Below are 23,745 nucleotides of genomic sequence, written 5' to 3'. Positions count from 1 at the left end.
GCACGCACTGGACGTAGAAGGGTCCTGGATGTCAGACAGCCGGCTTGGGGAAGCCGCTCACTTTGCCTTCGCGCGACACGAAACGTTCGCGCCCCGCTTCGGCTGGCTCCACAAGGCCTACATGCAGGTCAAGGACGATCCCAGCGCATTCCTCGCTGAGGACGCGCCGGTGCTGTTCGGCGTAGGCAAGAACATGGTGAACGCCATGCGCTACTGGTCACGCGCCTTCAAGCTGACCCGCGAGCACTACCCGACGGACGGGGCCCGTTCTAAGCATTCGTTTCCCACGTGGGAGGCCCGTTGGCTTCTCGATGAGGACGGCGCCGATCCCTACCTGGAGGAGAACGGCAGCCTCTGGCTGCTGCACTGGTGGCTAGTTTCCTCCCGACCTGCGGCCAAGAGCCACGCACCGACCTGGTACACGGCCTTCCACCTGGCACCGTTCTCCCGGTTCACCGTGGCGGACATGACCCAGGTCGTCACTCGCCATGTGAACTTCTCCTACAAGGAGCGCCCGGTCGAAGCGTCGATCGTTCGCGACATCGACTGCCTCACCAAGATGTACGCGCGCAGCTCACCAGAGAAAGCGGGCTCCCCAGGCAGCTACGAAGACATGCTCGCCTGCCCCTTCCGCGATCTCGACCTGCTCACCTTCGTCGGTACGCGCGGTAAGGCCGAATGGCAGTTCACGAGCGGTCAGCGCACGACGCTTCCCGCCCGAGTCTTGGCCTACGCCTGCCTCGACTACGCCGCTAAGTTCACCCGGCAGGCCAACTCCATCTCCGTGGCCCGTCTCGCCAATGAGCCGGGGTCTCCAGGGCGCGCGTTCCGCGTCCGGGAGAACGAGATCGTCATGGCACTTCAGAAGGTCGCCGCCGATCATCCACAGCTCGACCTAACCGAAGCTGTGGGGCAGCGCAGCCTCGCCTTCACCACTGATCCCTTCGTTCTGGCGTGGGACGTGCTCGACGAGCAGTACGACTTCGTCAGCCGTCGTCCCGGTTTTCCCACCCGTGAAGAGTGGGCTGCCAAGTTCCCCAGGCTCTCCGAGGCCGCGCAGAAGGAACTCACCACCTCCACCGACACCAACGAGACCCTCTTCGAGGAGATCGCGTGACCGCCCCGACCTCCACGCAGACCTCTAGCACGACGGCCGGCTTCGGCCCGCAGTTCCCCGCTGGTATCAAGCTCATCGGCTCCCAAATGCGCTCGACCAACCTTGAGCGCGATGTTGAGGACGCCTTGCACGAACCCTACGTCGGCGCCCGGGCCGTCGATGTCCTGGAACGCATCGCAAGTGCCCTAGCCGACCAACACCGCACCCGCGCCTGGTCGTTCACCGGCCCTTACGGATCCGGCAAGTCCACGCTGGCCAACTTCATCGACGCACTCCTCGGACGGGACGCCGAGCGGCGCAGTGAATCCACCCGCATCCTCGACAAAGCCAGTCCAGCTCTTGCCCACCGCCTGACCGCAGCCCTTGACGCCAGCGCCCCTAAAGGTTTCCTCGGCGGCGTGGCCACCGCCCGCCGCGAACCCCTCGTCGCCACGCTCGCCCGTGCATTGAACACGGCGGCTGCACGGCGCTGGGGTAAGCGAGCCCCGAAGGCGATCGCCGCAGCCCTGGCGGCATGCGTCGACCCCAACAGCGCCAGCGCCAAGGACATCCTTGCCGCCGTCACCGCACTGACCGAGGGCGGGAAGCAGCCTCTGCTCCTCGTCATCGACGAGTTCGGCAAGACGCTCGAACACCTCGCGGGCAACCACGAGTTTACCGACCCCCAGCACGACCTGTTCCTGCTGCAGGAACTCGCCGAGAGGTCCGCTGGCCCTAACGGGTTGCCCCTCTACCTCATGACCTTGCAGCACTTGTCCTTCATGGACTATGCCTCACGGTCCAGCGACCTTAAGACCCGCGAATGGGCCAAGATTCAGGGACGCTTCGAAGACATCACCTTCGTCCCCCACCACGGCGACTCACTGCATCTGCTACGCCGTCGCCTTGACCGCTCAGCTGTCAGCGCTGCGGGACAAGCACTGATCACGGCGTCGGCCCAGGCATCGTCTGCCATCTGGGCCGAGCACGGCCTGGGGGTCCTGGCCGAACTCGGGCCCGACCATTTCGCGGACCTCTACCCACTGCACCCACTGACGGCCCTGGCCGCGCCGATTCTTGCCGCTCAGATCGGACAGCACGACCGGAGCCTGTCGGGCTTCCTCAATAGCGGGGAGCCCAACACCGTCCGCCATTCACTAGCGCAGCACAGCGTCGCGAAGGCCGATCGCGCCAGCACGGTGCGGCTGCCGCAGCTGTACGACTACTTCCTCAACTCCGGACGTACGACCCTGCTCTCGTCTGCCAACGCCAGCCGGTGGATCGAAGTCGACTCGCGCCTTCGGGATGCCAACGGGCTATCAGAGGCAGACCAAGACGTCCTCAAGACCATCGGTGTGCTCAATCTGATCGACTCCGACGGGGCTCTCAGCGCGACCGCTCCGATGGTTCACTTCGCCCTCCACGACCCCACCGACCTAGCCGATTCCACTGCCTTCGCGGCCCTGGAGGCGCGGCTCGCCGACCTCGTACGCCGAGGCTTTGTGGTCCATCGTGACTTCAGCGGCGAATATCGGGTCTGGCAAGGCACAGACGTCGACATCGACGGCCGGGTCAAGGAAATCATCGCTCACCTCGACGCACCCTCGATCATCCGCCGACTTAGTAAACTCGTTCCCCAGGCATTCGTCGCCGGTCGCCAAAGCCAGATCACCGGCATGATGCGAGTTTTTTACACCGCAGTCAGCGGCCCGGAGACCATGACCGTCGCTGCGCCAGACGAGCTGAAAGAGCCCGCAGATGGTCTCGTCGTGTTCCACCTCGGCAGTAACGCGGACCGGCCCGACGTCATTTCGCCTCTGCCGGTGCTCGTCGGGACCACACCCGACCCCGAAGCCGTGCTCACCAAAGCCACCTATCTAGTCGCGCTCAAGGAACTCAGCGACGAGCCGGGCCTCGACCACGTCGCCAGGCGAGAACTCACTGAGCGAATCGTGCAGGCTGAGGCCGAACTGCTGGAGCTACTGCAGGACGCTTTTTACCCGCCATCCCCCGAAGCATCCTGGAGCCTTTGGCACAGCGGCATCGCTCCCGGCGAAGAACCGGCCGTCTCCGGGTTGACGGCCCGCAGCTTGAGCGGGCTTGTCTCGCTAGCCTGCGAGTCGGTTTATCCGCACACACCTCACATCCGCAATGAGATGCTCGGGCGCCACGTCCTGACGAGCCAGGCCGCCCAAGCCCGCGGCGTACTGATGACGGCCATGCTCTCCGCTTCTGGGCAGAAAAACCTCGGCTTCAGCGACGGCTACCGCGCCGAACGCGCGATGTATAGCGGTGTACTGGCTTACCTCGGCCTGCATCGAGAGAACGGCGTAGCCCAAGCCGAGAGCCAGCGGGAGAGCCTGGTCCCGTACGGCTTCTCAGCGCCGGGCGCCGGTCACGAGCACGCCCAACCCGCTTGGAACGCGCTGAACAAGGTGCTAACGGATGCCACTGAGCGACTGAGCGTTGAGGAGGTCATCCGGGTTTTGATGAGCCCGCCCTTCGGACTCAAAGCGGGCGTCGTCCCGGTGTTCCTGGTGCCGGCCCTGATCATCCGCCGCCACGACGTCGCCCTGTTCGAAGAAGGCACCTACCTTCCTCGACTGACCATCGACGTGGTGGAGCGCTTGGTCAAAGGACCTGGGCGATTTTCGGTGAAGTACACGCCCACAGGCGGCATGCAGCGCGGCCGCGTCATCAAGGAGTTGCAGGTCGCGCTAGGTGTGGAAGCAGCTCGCTCTCAGGCACTGCGCAACCCTGACCTGCTCTCGGTCGCCAGCGCTCTCATTGTGCGGGTAGCCGACCTCAACAAGTACGCCCGCACCACCAAGAACATCTCCGCCGACGCCCGCGCTGTGCGCGCCGCCATCGCCAAGGCGGTCGACCCCGACGAACTGCTCTTCCATGCGCTGCCGAAGGCACTCGGCCTCCCCGAGATTCCGGCGCGCACGCGCGCCAACGCCGAAGCGGCGAACGTTTACGTCGCACGCCTCACCGCCGCGGCGGACGAGCTCTTCGCGATCGACAGTCAGCTGCGTTCGAAGGTCGTTCGCGTCCTAGCTACGGAGTTCCGCCTGCCTGCCGAACTGTCCCAGCTGCGTACTGGGCTCGCGGCCCGATTGCGGGGCTTCGCAGACGCCGTGCTCACACCGGAGTTGCGAGGCTTCGTCGACTTCGTTCTTAGCGACAGCCTTGAGGACGACGACTGGCTGGAGCCCATCGTCGTACGGCTGACCAACTCCGCCCTTGGCGACTGGAACGACCACGAAGCCAAGGTCTTCCCCCAGAAGGCCCGGGCGATGGCCACCGCCCTTGACCGTGTCGGCCACCTACACCACGCGGGTCGAGACGTCGATGGCCGGGAAGAGAAGCTCGACGCCCAGCTGTTGACCTTGACCGACAGCGCCGGTGCTGAGCGGCGGACTCTGATCTACGTACCCCAACAGGCCCGCAGCGAGGCTGAAACCCTCGCGGCCGACATTCTCAAGCAGGCTGAGAACGCTCTCGGACCCGACGGGGCACGGATTCTGCTCGCTGCTCTCGCCCAGCGAGTGACCGAAAGCGCCGCAGCGGCCAACGAAAGGGAGACACAAGATGACCGACAGGCCTAACCCCCACAAGGTCCGGCATGTGCTCGGTATATCCGGCGGCAAGGACTCATCGGCGCTTGCCGTCTACATGCGCGATCGAGTCCCGGAAATGGAGTACTTCTTCTGCGACACCGGTGCCGAACTGCCCGAAACCTATGAGTACCTCAACCGGCTTGAGGCCGCCTTGGGCAAGTCTATCGTGCGACTCAACGCCGACCGCGACTTCGACCACTGGATGGAGGTCTACCAAGGTACTCTGCCTAGCCCGCAGATGCGCTGGTGCACCAAAAATCTCAAGATCAAGCCCCTAGAGGACTGGGTCGGCGATGACCTGGTCATCTCCTACGTCGCCATCCGTGCCGACGAGAACCGAATCGGCTACGTCAGCACCAAGCCAAACATCGATGCCGTCTTCCCCTTCCGCGAGGACGGCATCGATAAGGCCGGCGTGATGCGCATCCTCGACGAGGCTGGCATCGGCCTGCCTGGCTACTACGAGTGGCGAACGCGCTCGGGCTGCTACTTTTGCTTCTTCCAGCGTAAGCACGAGTGGGTCGGCCTCAAGGAGCGCCACCCAGAGCTGTTCGACCGTGCCGTCGAGTACGAGGAGAAGGTGCGATACCGACACACCGCCATGAAGGGCCGCAACTACACCTGGTCACAAGGCGAGTCGCTCCCAGAGCTCATCGAGCGCCGGGATGAGATCGAAGCCAAGCACCAGACGGCCTTGGAGCGCGCCGCCAATCGCGTCAAGCCCAACCGTCCGCTCCTCGAAGTCCTCTCCGACGCCCTCGACTCCGACGACGACGAGGCTGGTTGCTCTGTCTGCCACCTCTAAATTGCGGTTTGTCGTGGAGAACATCCGGAATGCAGAACGACTATTGCGCGATTACCGTTGCCTATGAGGACTGGTGTCGAGCTACCGCGCAAGAACTGCCGGGACCCAGCTCGCAGGAATCGAACACACCGCCCTCAATGGGCGGCAGGCGAGTTGCAACAGAGCGGTGCCACCACCCGCTGTACCTGACCAACGCGCAGCCGCAGCCAGGCCGATCTGCAGAGCGGTCCACACCAGCCGACACCCAGCGCGTGGATCGGCTCGGGTGGCTGGGCCGAAGCCCAGCCACCCGAGCCGAGGACCTGGCGCCGGCCGAGGAAGTCGGCGAGCGGGGCCAGCACGCCGTGATCCAGCGGCGGTTCGCCTTCGGCCGCTCATCGTCGATCCAGATATCTGACGGCAAGCACCTCTGATTGAACGGGCATTCCTCACATGAGAGAACTGCCTGTTCTCCTTCGCAGTTGTCGCTGCCGTGCTCTTATCGCTGGGCCGCGCAGCGCACAGTAGTCGACTTCTCGTCCGGCTCGCGAGGCTGTGCCGCGCTTGCCGCGCTTGCCGTGCCTGCCGTGCCCGCGACCGTGCTTCGCGCTCGCCTGCCGGTCCAGAACCTTTTCGTCTTCGCCGAGAGCATCTGAACCGGCTGGGCCGCCCGGTGTGCGTTCCCGGCTGCACGCGTCGCGGTCGCCTTGAGTTGGGCCAGGGCCGACCACAGTCCTCGAGCAGCGCCACGCGGCGGCGCCGTCAACCGAGCCCGGCGGTGAAAGGACGCACGTGACCGAAGCCAAAGACATCGAATCCGAGCACGAAGCCCAGAAGAGTCCGCCGTCCACGACGGGTCCCCCGACGGCGAGGTGGGCTGTCCCGATCTCGGGCAGCACGCTCTGTCCTACACCGAGCAGCCGATGATCCCGGTCGAGCTGTTGACCGCGCATCGGGGCAACGTCCGTGAGGACAAGCAGGCCGATCAGGCGTTTCGTAAGTCGGTGGCGGCGGCGGGCATCGTGACGCCGCTGGAAATCGCGGCCGAGCCGGGCGGCGGGACCGGGTGGTGGACGGCAACATCCGGGTGGATGCGGCGTTGAGGGTCGGCTTGTGAGCGGTGCCGGACTTCCTCTCCGATACCGGTGATCAGAAGGGTTTGCAGTGATGATCACCAGCCGGTACCGCGAGAGCCTGAACGTGCACGAGGAGGCCGCGGCGCTGTTCTCGGCGTCGGAGTCGGGCATGACCAGGGCCCAGATCCGTAAGGCGACGGTCCTGTCGCGCGAGGAGGCCCGCCACGGTGTGCGCGCGGGCGGGCTCATCGGCAACGCCCGCGAGCTGGTCGCCGAGATGGACTACGCCTGGACGTTTGATCAGCTGGCGTTGCTGGCTCCGTACCAGTACGATCCCGACGCGCTGGAGTAGTTCGCTACGGCAGCGGCGGCGTATTTGCCGCTGAAGGTACGCCGTTCAGCGGTTGGAGGACCGTCGGGCCAGCGAGGCTCGTTATGCGGCGCAGGACGCCGAGCTGGAAGCGACGGGCCTGACCGTCACCAAGACCCTCCCGAGGGCTCGGTCTCGCTGCGCGATCTGCTCACCGAGGACGGCGAGAAGATGAACGCCGGGGCCCACGCCGACTGCCCCGGCCGGGGCGCGTGGCTGGGGACCTGGGGGCCTTCCCCCTCGAATGTGGACACCTTGGAGACTGGATCTTGAGGTCCAGGGGAAGAGATGTCATCGATGGCGCTGAACTACTATCCGGAGGAGCTCAAGGCCGACGCGGTCGCGTTGTACCTGTCGGATCCGGGCAAGACCTACCCGGCAGGTCGCCGACGATCTGGGGATCAACCGGGCGACGCTGCGGCAGTGGGTGCGCGACGCCCGGACCGGCGGCACCGCCCCGGTCGCGTCGGCTCGGGCACGGCCCTCGCACTCCCAGCCGGACGTAGGCTCACCTGACGTGCTTGAGGAAGAGAATCAGCAGCTCAAGGCCCGGATCCGGGAGCTGGACTGGAGCGACATCCTGCGCAAGGCGGCGAAGTGTTTGCCGGGGCGACGCGCTGGTGAACCGCTTCCAGTTCGTTGACGATCACGCGGACGCCTTCGGGGTGAAGCGGTTATGCCGGGTGCTTCAGATGACCCGATCCAGTCTCTACCGGTAGCGCGGTGCCGCCGCCGGGCGGGTGGTCCGGGCGCGGGCCGAGGCCGATCTCGCCGCCCGGATCCGCGTGATCCACGCCGAGCATGACGGCACCTACGGGTCTCCGCGGATCACCGCCGAGCTGCGCGACCAGGGCGTGCGGGTCAATCACAAGCGGATCGAGCGGGTGATGCGCGCGCACGGCATCGCTGGGCTGCGGCTGCGCCCGCAAAGGTCCGCACCACCGTGCCTGACCCGGTCGCCGCGCCGGTGCCCGACCTGCTGCGCCGCGACTTCACCGCTGATGCACTGGGCCACAAGTACGTCGGCGACATCACCTACCTGCCGGTCGCCGACGGTATGTTCCTGTGTCTGGCCACCGTGCTGGACCTAAGGTCGCGGCGGTTGGTGGGCTGGTCGATCGCCGACCACATGCGCACCGAGCTGGTGACCGGCGCGCTGCAGGCGGCGGCCGCACCGGCGGGGCGGACGGCTGGACGGAGCCATCTTCCACAGCGACAACGGCGCCCAATACTGCAGCCGCGAGTTCGCTGCAGCCTGTGACCGGCTCGGCGTGCCCCGGTCGCGGGGCGCGGTCGGCACCAGCGCGGACAACGCCGCCGCCGAAGCCTTCAACGCCACCCTCAAACGCGAAGTCCTGCAAGGCGCCCGCCACTGGCCCGACTCCCGGACCGCCCGCATGCAAGTGTTCCGCTGGATCACCCGCTACAACACCCGCCGCAGGCACTCCCGCCTCGGCCATACCTCACCGATCAACTACGAGAACGACCCGTTCGGCGCGGGCTGGAACCTGCTGGGCTCGACCGGCAACCGCGTCGACAGCGACGTGGCGGGGCGCGCAGGTACAGGGGACAACAGGTAGCCTCGCCGCTGCCACCTGAAACCGGTGTCCACATTGCGGGGCCCCCCGCAGACGCTCGGCGCGGTGCAGTTGTCGCACCGGCCGGCCGTGGCCGGCCGCCGTTGAAGCACCAAGAGCGCGTTGGCCAACGCCGTCAAGGGCGGGCCGCACCGGCCCGCCGTGGCCAGTCACCGTTGCAGCGCCACGCCGCATGGGCGGGCAACTACAGTGACTACCAGCGTCGCACCGGCCTGCCGTGGCCGGTCACCGTTGAAGCGCCCGGCTCCGCGCTGAGACATCCGGCTCGCTGCATGTCGCATTGGCTTGCCGTGGCCGGTCACCGTTCGAGCCGACCCGAGGTGACCTCAGCGCGAGTGCTTTCCTTCCACGTCAGCCTTCGACTATCTCGCATCTGAGGTGATGCCACGATGCCGACGAGACGGATCCATCGCAGCGCTCCTTGATGAAACTGCTGTCTGGGAGATCAGCGCACAGGTGCGTCTTCGAAGAGCGTGTCGAGGTTGTCGGCGAGGGTGGGGTCGCATTCGTCGAGGATGGTTTGGTAGCGGGAGGTGACTTCGAGGCTGCCGTGGCCGGCGCGTTGGCGGACACGACCGAGGTCGGCGCCTTGGGAGACGGCCCAGGAGATGCCGGTGTGGCGGGCGTTGTAGGGGGTGAACGCGGCGGGTAGGCCGACGGTGTCTCGGGCTGCGCGCCAGATTCGCGTCCAGACGTCGGAAGAGAGATATTCGGTGCCGTCCTGGCGCCAGACGCTCGTTCGGGTTTGGGCCTCGGGGTCGCGGGTGCGGGCGCGTCGCTGGCGGGCGTACCAGGCCGCGAACGCCTTGCAGTGCACGCAGCGGCAGTCCATCGTGAAGCGGGCGCCCATTGTTCCGTGGTGATAGGCCTTGCCTGTGCTGCTGATGATCGGTGGAGGTATTTCCTCGTTGTCGATCAGCGTGACGCCTGTGCTCGGGCGCCTGTAGGCGAACATCCACTGGGGGAACAGCAGGTCGTCGCTCTTGATGTCGTGCTCTTCGATGTGGGCACGCACCATCGAGGCTGTCTTCTGGGAGATGGCGAACCTTCGCCAGTCGCCGTTCTTGGGGTTCGGCTGCACGACCCACCCCGCGACGCCGTCCGGGTGGTTATCGGCAGTCACGTAGGACGCCGAGCGCGTGATGTTGATCACCGGGGAGTCGTCGAACTCGAAGTCGCGGGGGCGGAGCGTGCGCATCTCGCACTGACGGGCCCATGTGGTGACGTTCAGGCGCGCGTACAGCTTCGCGGCGGGGAACGGCATACCGGCTTCTAGCCGGTTCCACTGCGCGTGGGTGGCGACCAGGACCCTGCGGGCCGGCACTTTCTTGAGCCTGATCGTCGACACCGGGTTGTTCTCGCGGTAACCCTCGTCCCACGCCATCTGGAGCATGCTCGACAGCACGGTGCGGACGGCTCTGCGCGTCGTGAGGCTCACGCCCTCGCGGACCAGCGTCGTCACCAGATGGTTGTAGATGGTCTCCCGGGCGATCTCGGCGACCCGGAGGGAGCCGAGGTACGGGTAGACGTGGTTCTTGAGGTGCGACTTGTAGGTCTGCTTGGCCTTCGGAGTGATGTCGGCGCGGGGAATGAAGCGCGTGGTGCCGAACTGCTTGATCGTCATCCGCGCCTTGTCAGCGGGCGGCGTGCCGTCGCGTGCGTCGCGGATGTGGCGTTCCTGCTCCTCGGCGACGCGCAGCGCCTCGTCCTCGGTCGCGAAGGTTCCGGCCGGCTTGATCTTGCCATCCGCGGCCCGGTAGAAGCCCACGTAGCGGACGCCCTTGGTCTTCGACGGCCGTGCCTGCGTGTAGGCCAACGACGTTCCTCCTGGAGATCATCGGTTAGGAGATTTGTTAGAACGACGCCGTGCCAACCGACTCCACTGAACTCCACTGGCTAACACGATGTCGTCTCTGAACTGCATATATACGTCTACATGCATGGCGATCTTCGCGCAACCGTGTAATTTCGTCCGCAAGACGGTCTTCGTGAAGTACAGCCAGGCGTTCATCGTCCTGCCCGGCGGCTTCGGCACCCTGGACGAACTCTTCGAGGCCGTCACCCTGGTGCAGACCCGCAAGGTGACGCGCTTCCCGATCGTCTTGGTCGGCACCGCGTACTGGGGCGGCCTCATCGACTGGGTCCGCGACGTCATGCTCCCGGCGGGCAAGATCTCCAAGCACGACCTGGACCTCATCCACCTCACCGACGACCCCGCCGACGCCGTCCAGACCATCGTCAGCGCCCACGAGGAAACCGAACGCCGCCTCAAGGAAGAACGCGCCGCCGCCGAGGCCACCGCAGAAGCCGCCGAAGACCCCGCCTAACCCGCAGGCCCGGCCCGGTGCACTGGCAGGACACGGCCTGCCCAAGTCGCAGGAGCGGGCGATGCTCGGCGCTACGGGTGCTGGGCCGAGTACTGCGGCTTCGCCAACCGCGCGCCTGCGTCCGGCGGGGGCTCGACCTCGGCGGCCCGAAGCGGCACACCGCCCGGCCCGGCACATCGAGACCCGGGGCACGGCGATCGGCTGACGACAAGCCGGACGCCCATGAACTGCCTTACGGACATTCTGGACGAATGGCAGGATAGGCGCGGGGGATCGGCATGGGCGGAAGCCTGAGCAGGATGCGATCGCTGAGCTGCTGGCGGGAGCCAGGGCCGGGAGCAGTTCGTCGCTGGTGCTGCGCGGCGACCCGGGCATCGGCGAGACGGCGCTGCTCGACCACGCCGCCGCGGCGATCGGGGCCGGGGACATGCGGCTCCTCCGCGCCACGGGCGTCGAGTATGAGGCGGAGCTGCCGTTCTCGGGGCTGCAACTGCTGCTGCGTCCGGCGCTCGGACGCCGCGCTGCCCGTCCCGAAGCGTGAAACCCTCGAAGCGGCGTTCGGGCTCAGACCCGCGTCCGGCTCCGAACCGATGCTCGCCGGGCTGGCGGTGCCGTCCCTGCTCGCGGAGCACGCGGCGGACACGGGGCTGCTGTGCCTGGTCGACGACGCGCAGCGGCTCGACCGACCGCGCCGCCGAGGCTGAAGACCAGCCCGCCGAACTGCGCTTGGACCGCCGCGATGGCGGCGTCGAGGCCGTTCCCGCCCTGGACAGACACCAGCGGGTCGGTGTACGCCGCGTCCTCGGCGAACACCTCCGCCAGGACCGCCCGCCGCGCGGCCGCGTCGGTCTCGTTCCATGCGGCGGGGTAGCGCTGGACCAGCTCGTCGGCGTCGCCCATGTTCCATCTCCTCGGTGCTCGTGCTCCCTTGTGACACCAAACTTGGGAGCCGGAGAAGAGGGGGAATCTGACGCGCTTAGGTACTTCCGCCGACGCTTCAGGTATCCGCCGCGCTCATCCTGACGCGACCGGGCTCATTCGGTCATCATCAGGAAGCGACCTGCGTCACCATCCCTGATTTCAATTGAGTCGGTGCTCTCGTATAGCTACGACGGGGGGCAGGTAGCTCTTTTGCGTGCGGTGCTCGGAGGCCGCCCCGTTGTTCATGGCGGAGAAGTAGGCGCGTGCGGCCTTGACGACGGCCGTCGCTACCCGGCCACCTCCGGTCACCGGTGGCGACGGCGTCGCCACCGGTCCTACGGTTGGAGTCCGCCCGGTCGTCGAGAGGGTGCGCGTCATGCTCCGCCGATCTCCGCCCGCCGATTCGCAGTACCGCCCGGGTGGGTCGGCCGTGGATCGGTACCGGGAGCTGCGAGCGGCGGGACGTAACGCTCGTCTGGTCGCCCTGGGCGTCCTCCCGGCCGCCGCCTCGCTGGCGGCGCTGCTGACGCTCGGCGGCCGCGCCGCGCTCGCCGCTCTCTTCCTGGTCGCGGGCGCCGTGCTGTGGTGGCAGCACCGCCACGACTCCGCGCGGACCTGGCTCCAGGGCGCACGCGGCGAACGCGCCACCGCCCGGCTGCTGCGGCCGCTGGAACGCGACGGGTACGTCGTCCTGCACGACCGCGCCCTTCCCGGCACGCGCGCGAACGTCGATCACCTGGTCGTCACCCCGGCGGCCGCCGTGATCGTCGTGGACTCCAAGCAGTGGTCGCGGGGACGCGTCGTCAAGGCCACCGGCCGCCGCCTGCGCGTCGGCAAGGTCGGCGGGCGCAAGGTCGTCGGGTCGGCGGCGTTCGAGGCCCGTCGCGTCGCCGCGACGCTGCGCCGCGACCTCGGACCCGACGCACCCCGCGACGTGCGCGCCGTGCTGGCCGTCCACGGCGGCCGCCTCCCGGCCTGGCGCACCCCGACCGTCGACGGCATCCCGCTCCTGGCCGCACGCAAGGTACGGCGGTGGCTGCGCTCGCTGCCCGGCGACAGCGACCCCGTCGCCGCCGCGCTCGTCGCCGACGCCTGCCGCCGGCTCTTCCCCGTCTACGGCACCGAAGCACCGCAGCCGCCGCCCCGGAACAGCTAGCGGCCGGTCGGCTCCACGTGCCGGGATCGGCCGCTCATGCCCTCAGTTTTCCGCGCAAGCCCGTTCAGACGCTCGAATTTCGATACGCCGACGATAGGGCGCTTCGGCTTGAGTGGAGGCTCGAATCGTGGACGATCCCAGAGGGGCGCATGTGTCGTACAGAAATGCCGGTTCGTTGCTGGGCAAAGGCGTGGCGTTGGGTGCCGCCATCCTGGTGATGCTTCCCGTGGGGTCCGCCGCGGCGGGGACCGCGCCGGTCGGAAAGGTACGCAAGGCGATGGAGGAACTGGCGGCGGTTCCCGGCGTCGTGGGGGCCGTCGGCGGTGCCTATGTCGACGGCGAGTCCGTCGGGGAGGCGAGTGGCGGCTCGCGGTTCCTCTGGGGCGGGAGGATTCCGGCGGACGCGCGCTTCCGGATCTGGTCGCAGACGAAACAAATGGTCGGCACCGTGGTGCTGCAACTGGTCGAGGAAGGCCGGCTCGGCGTCGACGACACCCTCGGGCGCGTCCTGCCGGTCGTCGTGAAGAAGGATCTGGTCGCGCGGGGCGCCGACATCACGGTGCGGCAGATGCTCCAGCACACGTCCGGCATCCCCGACTGGTACGCGGCCCCGGGCGGGAATCCGGAAGATCCCTCATTCGACCCGTTCGACTTCACGACCGACTACCGGCCGCTGGACCTGGTGAAATGGACCAGGGAACGGCCCCGGACGGGAGAGCCGGGGGAGAGCTATTCGTACTCCAGCACCAATTACACCCTCCTGGGTCTGATCGTCGAGCGGGTGACCGGTAACGACCTGGCCACCGAGCTGCACCGACGCCTTTTCCGTCCGCTGGGGATGACCAAGACCTACCTGACGCGTCGGCCTCCGGAGGGCATCAAGGGGCCGCACGGTCACGGTTACTATCCCGACGCCAACGGCAGGCTGCGCGATATCGACCGTTACAACGCCAGCCTCGCGGGCGCGGGCGCCGGTGGCGTCGTCTCCACCGCGCGCGACGCGAGCGCCTACCAACGGGCGTTCACGCGAGGCGAACTGCTGCCGCCGGACCTTCAGCAGATCCTGAAGCCGCCGCTGCCGCCCGAGCAGGGCCGCGCCGGCGACGATTGCGGCGGCCAATTCAAGATCCTCGGTGGCACCGGTCCCGGCTCGCTCGCCATGACCTTCTCCTCCGACGACGGCCGCCGCCAGCTCACCGTCTCGCTCACGCTGAGCGTGAAGGACAATTCCGGACCCGCTCAGGCCGTGGGAAAGGCCGTGGAGACCGTCTTCTGCTAGCGCGCCGTCACCGAACCAGACCGCAGAAGACGCGAGGCCGGACGGCTCATTGCGCGGTGCAGCCGCCGTCCACGGGCAGGGCGATGCCGGTGACGTAGCTCGCGCCGGGACTGCACAGCCACAGGACCGCCTGGGCGATCCCCTCGGGGGTGCCCAGGCGGTCGATGGCCTGCCCCGTCTCGGCCTGGGCGCGCATGTGGCGGAGTTCGTGCCTCATGCTCGCCCAGACACCGCGCAGGTTGACGGCGTTGACGCGGTCGAACTGGGCGGTGCCCGGCGTCGGTGAGTTCCCTCGCGGCGGCGTCGACGCGTTCGCCGAGGTCGGCCAGCCCGACGGCGGCACCCGCGGCGGCGAACGCGCGCGGTGGCCGGCCCCATGCCGGAGGACGCTCCGGTGACGAAGGCGACCCGCCCGGTGAAGTCGTAGCTGGGATGCATCGTGCTCCGCACGTCAGCGGGCGGTCTCGAAGGTGACGCGTTCGGCCCTGGCGAGCCGTCCGGCGTCGACGTCGAGGCGGCCGAGAACCAGCAGGTCGGCGGAGGGCGCGGGACCGTCGCGGTAGAAGAGGGCCAGGTTGCCCCACGGTGCGAAGTAGGCGATGTCCCCGGCCTTCGCGGCGACCGGCGCGGGGGCGCCCTCGGTGGAGAGCCTGCGCGGAGTGTCGGCGATCCGCTCGGTGCCGTGGAAGTCCTTGAGGTCCAGGGTGAGCGGGAACAGGGACGCCAGGTCGCGCGCGGCGGGGCTGTCGTTCAGGGTGGCGCCGACGGTTCGCCCGTCGAGGGTGACGCGAAGGTTCACGGTGGTGTTCCTTTCGGACGGCGGCGAAGCGGACGGTTCCGGCGCTCCGCCGCAGCCGGTCGAGGCCACGGCCAGCGCCGTCACGATGGTGAGCGTGCGCGGCGGCATTGCTCCTCCGTTTCGGTGAGGTCAGGGCCGGAGGAGCGTCTTGACGGCGCGGCGTTCGTCCATCGCGCGGTAGCCCTCGGCGACCTGGCCGAGGGGGAGCGTCAGGTCGAAGACCCGGCCCGGGTCGATGGCGCCGGTCAGGACGCGGTCGATGAGGTCGGGCAGGTAGCGGCGGACGGGGGCGGGGCCGCCGCGCAGGCCGACGTGCGAGAAGAACAGCTCCTGCCCGTCGAGCGCGACGTCGTGCGGGACGCCGACGAACCCGACGTTCCCGCCCGGCCGCGCCGAATGCAGCGCCTGGCGCATCGCCTCGGCGGTGCCGACGCACTCCAGGACGCTGTCGGCGCCGATCCCGCCGGTCATCTCCCTGATCCGGGCGACGCCCTCCTCGCCGCGCTCGGTGACGATGTCGGTCGCGCCGAACGCGCGGGCCAGCTCCTGGCGGGGCTCGTGCCGGGACATGGCGATGATCCGTTCGGCGCCCTTCTCCCGCGCCGCGATCACCGCGCACAGCCCGACCGCGCCGTCCCCGACGACGACGGCGGTGGAGCCCGGCGCGACCGCGGCGGCGTCGGCGGCCCACCAGCCGGTGCCCAGGACGTCCGACACGGCCAGTAGCCCCGGCCAGAACGCCGCGTCCGGCACGGCGCCGGTGGCGACCAGGGTGCCCTGCGCGTTGGGGATGCGCACGTACTCGGCCTGGCAGGTGCTCAGGAACTCACGGTCCAGGCAGTGGGACGGGAAGCCGTTGCGGCAGTTGGCGCAGGTGCCGTCGGAGGTCGCGAACGACCCGACGACGAACTGCCCCGGCCGCACCGACGTCACGTCCGCCCCGACCTCCTCCACGAAGCCGACGTACTCGTGGCCCATCGGGTGCGGCGCGTCCGTGGGCTCCGCGCCGCGATAGGGCCACAGGTCCGAGCCGCACACGCACGTCACCGCCGTGCGGATGATCGCGTCGCTGGGGTGGAGGATCTTCGGGTCGTCCAGCGTCTCGAATCGGACGTCGCCGGGACCGTGGATCACCGCTCCGCGCATGAGGACGTTCCTTCGCTTCCAGGACGCCGCCGCGAGAGCGGCGCCGAGTACGGACGGGCGCGTGACGGACCGTCGCGGGCGCCGCCTTGACCTGCGCCGTGAGCATCACGTCCTCCAGATAACCGCCTCTTGGTGCGCGCTGCGAGTCACCGTCAAGGGGTGTACCGGCAGTACACCCCCGGGACTTCGGGCAACACGTACGGTCGGGGTGTGGACAACCGTGAAGAGGTCCGCGAGTTCCTGACGTCGCGGCGCGCGAAGATCACGCCCGAGCGGGCCGGGCTGCCCACCGGGTCACGGCGCCGGGTGCCGGGGCTGCGGCGCAGCGAGGTCGCGGCACTGGCCGACATGAGCGTCGAGTACTACGCCAAACTCGAACGCGGCAGCCTCGCCGGTGTCTCCCCGGCGGTCCTGGAGGCGCTGGCCCGCGCGCTGCGGCTCGACGACGCCGAACGCGCTCACCTGCTGAACCTGGCCCAGGCCGCCGACGGCTCCGACTCCCTGACCCGTCCGCGCCGACGACGCGGCACAGACCGGTGGAGACCGCACCCCAGCCTGCAATGGACGCTGGACGCCGTCACCGCCGGGCCCGCGTTCGTCCGCAACGGCCGCATGGACGTCCTCGCCGTCAACGGGCTCGCCCGTGCCTTCTACGCCGACGTCTACGCCGCCCCCGGCAACCAGGCGAACCTGGCCCGCTTCACCTTCCTCGATCCCGCGTCCCGCCGCTTCCACCCCGACTGGGACCGGGCCGCCGACGTCGCCGTCGCCATCCTGCGCACCGAGGCGGGCCGCAACCCCTACGACAAGGACCTGCACGACCTCGTCGGCGAACTCTCCACCCGCAGCGACGCGTTCCGCACTCGCTGGGGCACCCACGACGTCCGCCACCACGGCACCGGCACCAAACACTTCCACCACCACGCCGTCGGCGACCTCACCCTCGCCTACGAAGGTCTGGAGATGGCCGCCGAACCCGGCCTCACCCTCACCATCTACACCGCCGAGCCCGGCTCGCCCTCCGAAGAGGCCCTGCGCCTGCTGGCCTCCCTGGCCGCCACACCCGGAACGGCGTGACCTCGTCCACGGGTCTCAGGGGGCGGCGGGCCGCGCGAGGTGGACCAGCCACTTGCGGAGCAGGGCGGACTCGGCCGCGCCGAGGCGGCGTTCGATGTCGGCGGAGTGCTGGAGCAGCCGGACCGCGTCGCTCGCGGGCGTCGCGGCGGGCGGCGGCGCCGAGCCGGTGATGGCGGCGATGGTCGCCTCGCGCATGCTGTCGGAGAGCGCGGGGTCGGCGTCGGGCGAGGTGATGAGCGCGAGCGTCGTGCCGATGTTGGCGGCGAGGACGTGGTCGGCGGCGAGTCGCGCGGAGACCACGAGGCGGCCCTGCTCGGCGGCGGCCGTGGTCAGCCCGAGCAGGAGGCCAGCGGGCACGGCCGCCGGGGCGGGGCGCTGCCCGGGTGAGGTCTGGCCGTACATGAGGGCGTAGAAGCCGGGATGCGCGAGGCCGAAGGCGACGTGGGCGTTCCAGCCCTCGCGGATGTCCTGGATGGGGTCGCCCGTGCTCTCGTGCTCGTCCTTCCGCGCGACGTAGCGGTCGAAGCCGTGCTGTACGACAGCGTCGAGGAGCCCCTTCTTGCTGCCGAAGAAGTGGTACAGCGTCGGCATCTTCACCCCGGCCCGCTCGCAGATCGCGCGGAGCGGGATGTCCTCCCCGGGGGAGGCCGCGATGAGGTCGGCGGCCGCCTGGAGCAACGCCGTCCGTGTATCGCTGTTGCGTCCTGGTGTCACCTTGCTACAGTAGCAAGCGAACAACGTTACATTGCCGCATATCAATGATACAGGGAGGAATCGCCCATGGAGGCATCCACGCTGGTCGGCAAGAACGTTCTGGTCGCGGGCGGCGCGAAGAACCTCGGCGGCCTGGTGAGTCGCCAGGCCGCCGAGGCGGGCGCGAACGTCGCGGTCCACTACCACTCGGAGTCCTCGCGTCCGGAGGCGGAGGCGACGCTCGACGCGGTCCGGGCGCTGGGCGGAAAGGGAACGATCCTCACCGGCGACCTGACGTCCCCGGCGAACGTCGAGCGGCTGTTCGCGGACGCGACGGCGGAGCTGGGCAGCATCGACGTCGCGGTCAACACGACCGGAATGGTGCTGCGCAAGCCGATCGTCGACACATCCGAAGCCGAGTTCGACCAGATGTTCGACGTCAACGCCAAGGCCGCGTACTTCTTCCTCAAGGAGGCCGGCCGGAACGTCGCCGACGGCGGCAGGATCATCACGCTGGTGACGTCGCTGCTGGCCGCGTTCACCGACGGGTACTCCACCTACGCGGGCGGCAAGTCGCCCGTCGAGCACTTCACGCACGCCGCCGCCAAGGAGTTCGCCGAGCGCGGGATCTCCGTGAACGCGGTCGCGCCCGGCCCGATGGACACGCCGTTCTTCTACGGGCAGGAGACCCCGGAACGGGTCGAGTTCCACAAGTCCCAGGCGATGGGCAACCGCCTCACCCGCATCGAGGACATCGCTCCGATCATCCTGTTCCTCGCCACCGGCGGCGGATGGATCACCGGACAGACGATCTTCGCCAACGGCGGCTACACCACACGCTGACCCACACCTTCCACCCGAGGAGTTCGAACATGACCTCTCTTCCCGAACCGGTCGCGTCCTTCATCGACACCGTGAACCGGCACGACCGCGAAGGCTTCCTCGACGCGTTCACCGAGCAGGGCTTCGTCGACGACTGGGGCCGCACCTTCACCGGCCGCGCCGAGATCGACGGCTGGAGCCAGAAGGAGTTCATCGGCGCCACCGGCACCCTGACGCCGGAGGAGACCACCGTCGACGGCGACACCGTGACCGTCGTCGGCGACTGGAGGAGCGCCCACGCCAACGGCCGCTCCTCCTTCGCCTTCCGCGTCGACGGCGACCGGATCGCCTCGATGACCATCCGCGAAGGCTGATCCACCGGCGGCCGGTGGCGGGCGCGGGCGTCCTAGACTGGAGGGATGCGCGGGTCGGTCGTGGACGAGGTGGCGGAGCGGGTCGCGTTCGACATCGTGTCCGGGCGGCTGGCGGCGGGGGAGCGGCTGCCGTCGATCCGGCGGCTGGCCGAGGAGCACGCGATCAACCCCGCGACTGTCCAGCTCGTCCTCGGCCGGCTGCGCACGGCCGGGTTCGTGGAGACGCGGCAGGGGCTCGGAGCCGTCGTCCGCGACGTCGAGACCGACGGCGGCGTGGAGACCTGGCGGTACCTGTTCCGGCTCTCCACCGGCGTCCCCGACCTGACCGCGCGCATCCTCGCGGACCTGCTGGAGACGCTGCGGATGTTCTACGAGTCGGCGCTCGGCAAGATCGCGCGGTCGCCCGGCGCCTACGACCCCGCGCCCGTCCGCCGCGCCGTGCAGCGGCTCGACCTGCTCGTCCGGACCGGCACGCCCGCTCCCGCCGACGTGCATCACGGCGTGCTCCAGGTGCTGCGGGCCGCGTCGGCGGCGCTCGGCGGCGGCGTGTTCCTCGGGGTGCTGAACTCGCTCGGCCCGATGTTCGGCGACGTCCCCGCCGTCCTCGACGCCGTCTACGCCGACCCGGGCGCGCACGTGTGGTGGTGGGACACGCTCGTCACCGCGTGGGAGTCCGGCGACCTCGACACGGCGCGCGCGGCGCTGACGCTCCTGGAGGACTTCGAGGCGCAGGTCATCGACCGCCTGCACGCGATCCTCGCCGCCGGAACCCCCTGAACCGCCCCGGCCGCACCGGGACGCCCGCCCGACACGCCGACGGACGCGCCGGACCGCCTTTGCCATCACCGGGAACAATGGCGGCAGGTTCGGCCACCGAATCCCGGTGGAAGTTACAGCCGGGCTTTTTCGGCGTTCGCTCCGGGCGCGAATCGCGCACGTGGGGTCAACTCTGCTGTCCGAAAAGTTGAATTGGGCTGTCGTCGGACGGGCGCCATCGTTGATTGTCCTGCGATGCGCATCTAGCGTCCGCATTGACCGCACGGTCGGCGCCCACCCGTTCCCGTCCTGCGTCGGCCGGCCGCTGACTGCCGAGGAGCGCCCATGGCCCGACGGACGAGACTCCCCACGCTGGCCGGCGAAATGGCCGCCGAGTTCGCCGGAACCCTGATCCTCATCCTGTTCGGCGTCGGCGTCGTCGCGCAGGTCGTCGCCGCCGAACTCGGTGACCACGACAGCATCGCCTGGGCCTGGGGGCTCGGCGTCACCCTCGGCGCCTACACCGCGATGCGGATCAGCGGCGCCCACCTCAACCCGGCCATCACGATCGCGCTCGCGGTGTTCCGCGAGTTCCCGTGGCGCAAGGCGGCGCCGTACATCGTCGCGCAGACGCTCGGCGCGTTCGTCGCCGCGCTGCTCGTCCGCTGGAACTACAGCGAGGTGCTGGCCAAGTTCGACCCCGGGCACACGATCAAGTCGCAGGGCGTGTTCTCGACGCTGCCCGGCAACGGGGAGTACCCGGTCGGCACCTGGGGCGCGTTCCGCGACCAGGTCATCGGCACGGCGATCCTGCTGTTCCTCATCCTCGTGCTCACCGACGTCCGCAACCACGGCCCGCTGTCCAACCTGGCGCCGCTGCTCATCGGGTTCGTCGTCGTCGCGATCGGCATGGCGTGGGGCACCAACGCCGGCTACGCCATCAACCCGGCGCGCGACTTCGGGCCCCGGCTCGCGCAGTTCCTCACCGGCTATGAGGGGGCCTGGCGCGACCAGTACGGCGAGCTGTACTTCTGGGTACCGATCGTCGGGCCCATCCTCGGCGCCATCGTCGGCGTCGCGCTGTACAAGGTGCTCATCGGCCGGTTCCTCGGCGACTCCGAGGAGAAGGGGCCGGTCGCCGCGACCGAATCCGCCGAGACGTCCTGAATCCCCCCGACACCGTCAGGAGACCCGTATGGCAGAGTTCGTCGGCGCGCTCGACCAGGGCACGACCAGCACCCGGTTCATGATCTTCGACCACGGCGGCAACGAGATCGGCCGTCACCAGCTCGAACACGAGCAGATCCTGCCCGCCGCCGGGTGGGTCGAGCACAACCCCGTCGAGATCTGGGAACGGACCCGCTCGGTCATCGAGACGGCGCTGAACAAGGCGAACCTCACCCACATGGACCTGGCCGCGCTCGGCATCACCAACCAGCGCGAGACCGCCGTCGTGTGGGACCGCCGCACCGGGCGCCCGTTCCACAACGCGATCGTCTGGCAGGACACCCGCACCGACCGGATCGTCTCGGCGCTCGAACGCGACGGGCGCGGCGACACCATCCGGCACCGCACCGGCCTGCCGCCCGCGACGTACTTCTCGGCGGGCAAGGTGCAGTGGATTCTGGAGAACGTGGACGGCGTGCGCGAGGCCGCCGAACGCGGCGACGCCGTCTTCGGCACCACCGACTCCTGGGTGCTGTGGAACCTCACCGGCGGCCGGGACGGCGGCGTGCACGTCACCGACGTCACCAACGCCTCCCGCACGATGCTCATGGACCTGGAGACGCTCGACTGGGACGACGAACTGCTGTCGTTCTTCGGCATCCCGCGTTCGATGCTGCCGCGCATCATGCCGTCCTCCGCGCCGGACGCCTACGGCGTCACGCTCGCGTCCGGCCCGGTCGGCGGCGAGGTCCCGCTGACCGCGGCGCTCGGTGACCAGCAGGCCGCCACTGTCGGGCAGGTCTGCTTCGCGCCGGGCGAGGCCAAGAACACCTACGGCACCGGCAACTTCCTGCTGCTCAACACCGGTGAGGAGATCGTCCGCTCGCGGAACGGCCTGCTGACGACGGTGTGCTACCGGTTCGGGGACGCCGCGCCCGTCTACGCGCTCGAAGGGTCCATCGCCGTCACGGGCTCGGCCGTGCAGTGGCTGCGCGACCAGCTCGGCATCATCTCCGGCGCCGCGCAGAGCGAGTCCCTGGCCCGCCAGGTGGACGACAACGGCGGTGTCTACTTCGTCCCGGCGTTCTCCGGTCTGTTCGCGCCGTACTGGCGGTCGGACGCGCGCGGCGCCATCGTCGGCCTGTCTCGCTACAACACCAACGCGCACCTGGCCCGCGCCACGCTGGAGGCCATCTGCTACCAGACGCGCGACGTCGTGGACGCGATGCGCGAGGACTCCGGCGTCGCGCTCGACGTCCTGCGCGTGGACGGCGGCGTCACCGCCAACGAACTCTGCATGCAGATCCAGGCGGACGTCCTCGGCGTCCCGGTCTCCCGTCCCGTCGTCGCCGAGACCACCGCACTCGGCGCCGCCTACGCCGCCGGGCTCGCCACCGGCTTCTGGCGCACCACCGACGAACTCCGCAACAACTGGAACGAGGACCGCCGCTGGCAGCCCACCTGGGACGAGCCCCGCCGCAACGCCGCCCACGCCGACTGGAAGAAGGCCGTCGAGCGCACCCTGAACTGGGTCGACGTTGATTGACCTCGGCGTCAGGATATCCCCGCCTGCCGTCCTCTAATTCAGACTGCGACGTAACGGAGCTGGGGCCGCCCGGTCGTCCCGCGCAGGAGTGAGGAAACCTGGCGCTTGGAAGATGGTGCCCCGATGCCCGCGAGAGGCGCCGTCCGAAGGCGGCCCGTCCACCGGGAGACCCATGCCGATCATCGCCGCGAGGTAGCGGTCCGGGTCCAAGCCGGAACGCTGCCACGCAAGGCTGGTCGGGCCATGCCGGAGCGTCCGTCCGTGCTCCCGTTCACCTGTGCGCGCCGTTTCCGAGTGTTCCGTGTCGTCCGCGATCGGGACAACGGCGCGGTGGACGCGTTAGGGCGCCGGGGTGTGGAGGTCGGCGGCGACGGTGAGGGCCGTGCGCAGGTAGGCGCGCAGGACGTCGGGGTCGTCGAAGTCGAAGCGGCTGCGGATGAGGACCGTGGAGAGGGTGATGCGGAAGAGGACGTCGGTGAGGACGGGCACGTCCACCGGCGGGAAGTGGCCGCGGTCGACGTGCCGCTGGACGATCGGCGCCGCCATCTCGGAGATCCGGGCGATCGGCTCGCTGGCGTGCAGCGTGAAGACCGGCAGGACCAGTTCGGGCACGTCGCGCAGCGCCGCGTTCAGCAGCCGGTGGTTGCGGGCGTAGCCGACGATGAAGACGAGCAGCTCGGTGAGGTCGTCGGCCGACCAGCGGACGTCCTCCAGGCGCGGGGCCAGCTCGTCCAGGAAGGCGGCCAGCTCGCGTTCGACGAGCGCCTCCTTGATGTCGTCGATCGTGCCGCCGTACTTGTACAGCGTCGGCCGTGACAGGCCCGCCGTGCGGGCGATCGCCGACAGCAGGCGGCCGGACGCGAACCCGCCGTGCAGCAGGCATTCGGCGGCGGCGTCGAGGATCTTGGCGCGGATCTGGCCGGGGGAGGGACGCGCCGGGCGGGAAGAGGGGGCCGGGCGCGCGGTGCGCGGCGTGGTCACGGGTCACTCGCTCCTTCGGCTCCGGCGGGAAAGTATCCCACATCACGTCTCGCGGCCGCCGTCGGGACCTTGACCCCCCGGTCACCGTACACTTACAGTCCCAATTGTAAGTGTAAACGTTGTGTTGCGCGCGGGGCGCCCGCCGCGAGGTCGT

At 69.1% G+C, this 23,745-nt stretch carries 21 protein-coding genes and 2 pseudogenes; 17 read left to right on the top strand and 6 right to left on the bottom strand.

The window, feature by feature from the left end:
- Positions 1–28 precede the first annotated feature (28 nt).
- From C229_RS0113775 to C229_RS32315, 7 genes and pseudogenes are all read left to right on the top strand, one after another.
- Positions 29–1,117: a DUF4007 family protein gene (locus C229_RS0113775; protein WP_018655657.1), complete on the top strand. Its 1,089-nt coding sequence runs from the start codon at positions 29–31 to the stop codon at positions 1,115–1,117.
- On the top strand, positions 1,114–4,707 hold the full coding sequence (locus C229_RS0113770) for an ATP-binding protein (protein WP_018655656.1): 3,594 nt from the start codon (positions 1,114–1,116) through the stop codon (positions 4,705–4,707). The genes C229_RS0113775 and C229_RS0113770 overlap by 4 nt, the downstream gene beginning before the upstream one ends.
- Entirely contained in the window at positions 4,691–5,524 is an 834-nt protein-coding gene (locus C229_RS0113765; protein ID WP_018655655.1) for a phosphoadenosine phosphosulfate reductase family protein, read from the top strand. The genes C229_RS0113770 and C229_RS0113765 overlap by 17 nt, the downstream gene beginning before the upstream one ends.
- 29 nt (positions 5,525–5,553) lie before the next feature.
- Entirely contained in the window at positions 5,554–5,937 is a 384-nt protein-coding gene (locus C229_RS34225; RefSeq protein ID WP_155884821.1) for a hypothetical protein, read from the top strand.
- 489 nt (positions 5,938–6,426) lie between these two features.
- A complete protein-coding gene (locus tag C229_RS0113755; RefSeq protein WP_155884820.1) occupies positions 6,427–6,606 on the top strand; it encodes a hypothetical protein in 180 nt (59 codons plus the stop codon).
- Between the two features lie 64 nt (positions 6,607–6,670).
- Positions 6,671–6,931, top strand: coding sequence for a hypothetical protein (locus tag C229_RS0113750; protein WP_018655652.1), 261 nt, complete (start codon positions 6,671–6,673; stop codon positions 6,929–6,931).
- 315 nt (positions 6,932–7,246) lie between these two features.
- Positions 7,247–8,430, top strand: a pseudogene (locus C229_RS32315) (IS3 family transposase); the annotation flags it as partial.
- A 562-nt stretch (positions 8,431–8,992) separates the two neighbouring features.
- Here the strand turns inward: C229_RS32315 and C229_RS0113735 are convergent.
- Entirely contained in the window at positions 8,993–10,363 is a 1,371-nt protein-coding gene (locus tag C229_RS0113735; RefSeq protein ID WP_018655650.1) for a tyrosine-type recombinase/integrase, read from the bottom strand.
- Positions 10,364–10,514: 151 nt separating this feature from the next.
- On the opposite strand from C229_RS0113735, the pseudogene C229_RS30475 reads away from it, so the two are divergent.
- The 4 genes and pseudogenes from C229_RS30475 to C229_RS30465 form a co-directional block, all read left to right on the top strand.
- A pseudogene (locus tag C229_RS30475) lies at positions 10,515–10,874 on the top strand (LOG family protein); the annotation flags it as partial.
- A 259-nt stretch (positions 10,875–11,133) separates the two neighbouring features.
- Positions 11,134–11,415 (top strand): AAA family ATPase, encoded by a 282-nt coding sequence (locus tag C229_RS33600; RefSeq protein WP_205624495.1) that lies wholly within the window; start codon positions 11,134–11,136, stop codon positions 11,413–11,415.
- A 756-nt stretch (positions 11,416–12,171) separates the two neighbouring features.
- On the top strand, positions 12,172–12,951 hold the full coding sequence (locus tag C229_RS30470) for a nuclease-related domain-containing protein (protein WP_155884819.1): 780 nt from the start codon (positions 12,172–12,174) through the stop codon (positions 12,949–12,951).
- Between the two features lie 127 nt (positions 12,952–13,078).
- Positions 13,079–14,230, top strand: a complete 1,152-nt coding sequence (locus tag C229_RS30465; protein WP_155884818.1) for a serine hydrolase domain-containing protein — start codon at positions 13,079–13,081, stop codon at positions 14,228–14,230.
- 46 nt (positions 14,231–14,276) lie between these two features.
- Here the strand turns inward: C229_RS30465 and C229_RS35775 are convergent, their stop codons facing one another.
- The 3 genes from C229_RS35775 to C229_RS0113695 form a co-directional block, all read right to left on the bottom strand.
- The gene (locus C229_RS35775) at positions 14,277–14,573 is read right to left on the bottom strand and encodes an SDR family oxidoreductase (protein WP_018655646.1); all 297 of its coding nucleotides are present in this window, start codon (positions 14,571–14,573) and stop codon (positions 14,277–14,279) included.
- A 108-nt stretch (positions 14,574–14,681) separates the two neighbouring features.
- Positions 14,682–15,029, bottom strand: a complete 348-nt coding sequence (locus C229_RS0113700; protein WP_081639900.1) for a cyclophilin-like fold protein — start codon at positions 15,027–15,029, stop codon at positions 14,682–14,684.
- A gap of 129 nt (positions 15,030–15,158) precedes the next feature.
- Positions 15,159–16,175, bottom strand: coding sequence for a zinc-dependent alcohol dehydrogenase family protein (locus tag C229_RS0113695; RefSeq protein WP_018655644.1), 1,017 nt, complete (start codon positions 16,173–16,175; stop codon positions 15,159–15,161).
- A 210-nt stretch (positions 16,176–16,385) separates the two neighbouring features.
- Here C229_RS0113695 and C229_RS0113690 point away from each other — a divergent pair, with 210 nt between their 5' ends.
- Positions 16,386–17,252 carry a helix-turn-helix transcriptional regulator gene (locus C229_RS0113690; protein ID WP_018655643.1) on the top strand — a complete coding sequence of 289 codons (867 nt, stop codon included), beginning with the start codon at positions 16,386–16,388 and terminating at the stop codon, positions 17,250–17,252.
- A 15-nt stretch (positions 17,253–17,267) separates the two neighbouring features.
- Here the strand turns inward: C229_RS0113690 and C229_RS0113685 are convergent, their stop codons facing one another.
- Entirely contained in the window at positions 17,268–17,966 is a 699-nt protein-coding gene (locus C229_RS0113685) for a TetR/AcrR family transcriptional regulator (RefSeq protein ID WP_033424343.1), read from the bottom strand.
- A gap of 66 nt (positions 17,967–18,032) precedes the next feature.
- On the opposite strand from C229_RS0113685, the gene C229_RS0113680 reads away from it, so the two are divergent.
- The 5 genes from C229_RS0113680 (at position 18,033) to glpK (ending at position 22,610) form a co-directional block, all read left to right on the top strand.
- Positions 18,033–18,788 carry an SDR family oxidoreductase gene (locus C229_RS0113680; protein WP_018655639.1) on the top strand — a complete coding sequence of 252 codons (756 nt, stop codon included), beginning with the start codon at positions 18,033–18,035 and terminating at the stop codon, positions 18,786–18,788.
- Positions 18,789–18,817: 29 nt separating this feature from the next.
- On the top strand, positions 18,818–19,141 hold the full coding sequence (locus C229_RS0113675; protein ID WP_018655637.1) for a nuclear transport factor 2 family protein: 324 nt from the start codon (positions 18,818–18,820) through the stop codon (positions 19,139–19,141).
- A gap of 45 nt (positions 19,142–19,186) precedes the next feature.
- Positions 19,187–19,918, top strand: a complete 732-nt coding sequence (locus C229_RS0113670; RefSeq protein ID WP_018655636.1) for a GntR family transcriptional regulator — start codon at positions 19,187–19,189, stop codon at positions 19,916–19,918.
- 324 nt (positions 19,919–20,242) lie between these two features.
- On the top strand, positions 20,243–21,064 hold the full coding sequence (locus tag C229_RS0113665; RefSeq protein WP_026313769.1) for an MIP/aquaporin family protein: 822 nt from the start codon (positions 20,243–20,245) through the stop codon (positions 21,062–21,064).
- Positions 21,065–21,092: 28 nt separating this feature from the next.
- Complete coding sequence (glpK, locus tag C229_RS0113660) at positions 21,093–22,610, top strand: glycerol kinase GlpK (protein WP_018655634.1); 1,518 nt, start codon at positions 21,093–21,095, stop codon at positions 22,608–22,610.
- 339 nt (positions 22,611–22,949) lie between these two features.
- Here glpK and C229_RS0113655 read toward each other — a convergent pair whose 3' ends face one another.
- A complete protein-coding gene (locus tag C229_RS0113655; RefSeq protein ID WP_018655633.1) occupies positions 22,950–23,591 on the bottom strand; it encodes a TetR/AcrR family transcriptional regulator in 642 nt (213 codons plus the stop codon).
- Between the last annotated feature and the right edge of the window lie 154 nt (positions 23,592–23,745).

The sequence above is a fragment of the Actinomadura flavalba DSM 45200 genome (genome assembly GCF_000374305.1).
GTDB lineage: Bacteria > Actinomycetota > Actinomycetes > Streptosporangiales > Streptosporangiaceae > Spirillospora > Spirillospora flavalba.
This window is presented reverse-complemented; position numbering and strand designations above follow the sequence as displayed.

Excerpts from the sequence above, each read along its gene's own strand:
- C229_RS0113765 (WP_018655655.1), top strand. The coding sequence starts at position 4,691 with ATGACCGACAGGCCTAACCCCCACAAGGTCCGGCATGTGCTCGGTATA.
- C229_RS0113675 (WP_018655637.1), top strand. The coding sequence starts at position 18,818 with ATGACCTCTCTTCCCGAACCGGTCGCGTCCTTCATCGACACCGTGAAC.
- C229_RS0113670 (WP_018655636.1), top strand. The coding sequence starts at position 19,187 with ATGCGCGGGTCGGTCGTGGACGAGGTGGCGGAGCGGGTCGCGTTCGAC.
- C229_RS0113755 (WP_155884820.1), top strand. The coding sequence starts at position 6,427 with ATGATCCCGGTCGAGCTGTTGACCGCGCATCGGGGCAACGTCCGTGAG.
- C229_RS0113695 (WP_018655644.1), bottom strand. The coding sequence starts at position 16,175 with ATGCGCGGAGCGGTGATCCACGGTCCCGGCGACGTCCGATTCGAGACG.
- C229_RS34225 (WP_155884821.1), top strand. The coding sequence starts at position 5,554 with ATGCAGAACGACTATTGCGCGATTACCGTTGCCTATGAGGACTGGTGT.
- glpK (WP_018655634.1), top strand. The coding sequence starts at position 21,093 with ATGGCAGAGTTCGTCGGCGCGCTCGACCAGGGCACGACCAGCACCCGG.
- C229_RS0113665 (WP_026313769.1), top strand. The coding sequence starts at position 20,243 with ATGGCCCGACGGACGAGACTCCCCACGCTGGCCGGCGAAATGGCCGCC.
- C229_RS0113750 (WP_018655652.1), top strand. The coding sequence starts at position 6,671 with ATGATCACCAGCCGGTACCGCGAGAGCCTGAACGTGCACGAGGAGGCC.
- C229_RS30470 (WP_155884819.1), top strand. The coding sequence starts at position 12,172 with ATGCTCCGCCGATCTCCGCCCGCCGATTCGCAGTACCGCCCGGGTGGG.
- C229_RS0113775 (WP_018655657.1), top strand. The coding sequence starts at position 29 with ATGTCAGACAGCCGGCTTGGGGAAGCCGCTCACTTTGCCTTCGCGCGA.
- C229_RS0113680 (WP_018655639.1), top strand. The coding sequence starts at position 18,033 with ATGGAGGCATCCACGCTGGTCGGCAAGAACGTTCTGGTCGCGGGCGGC.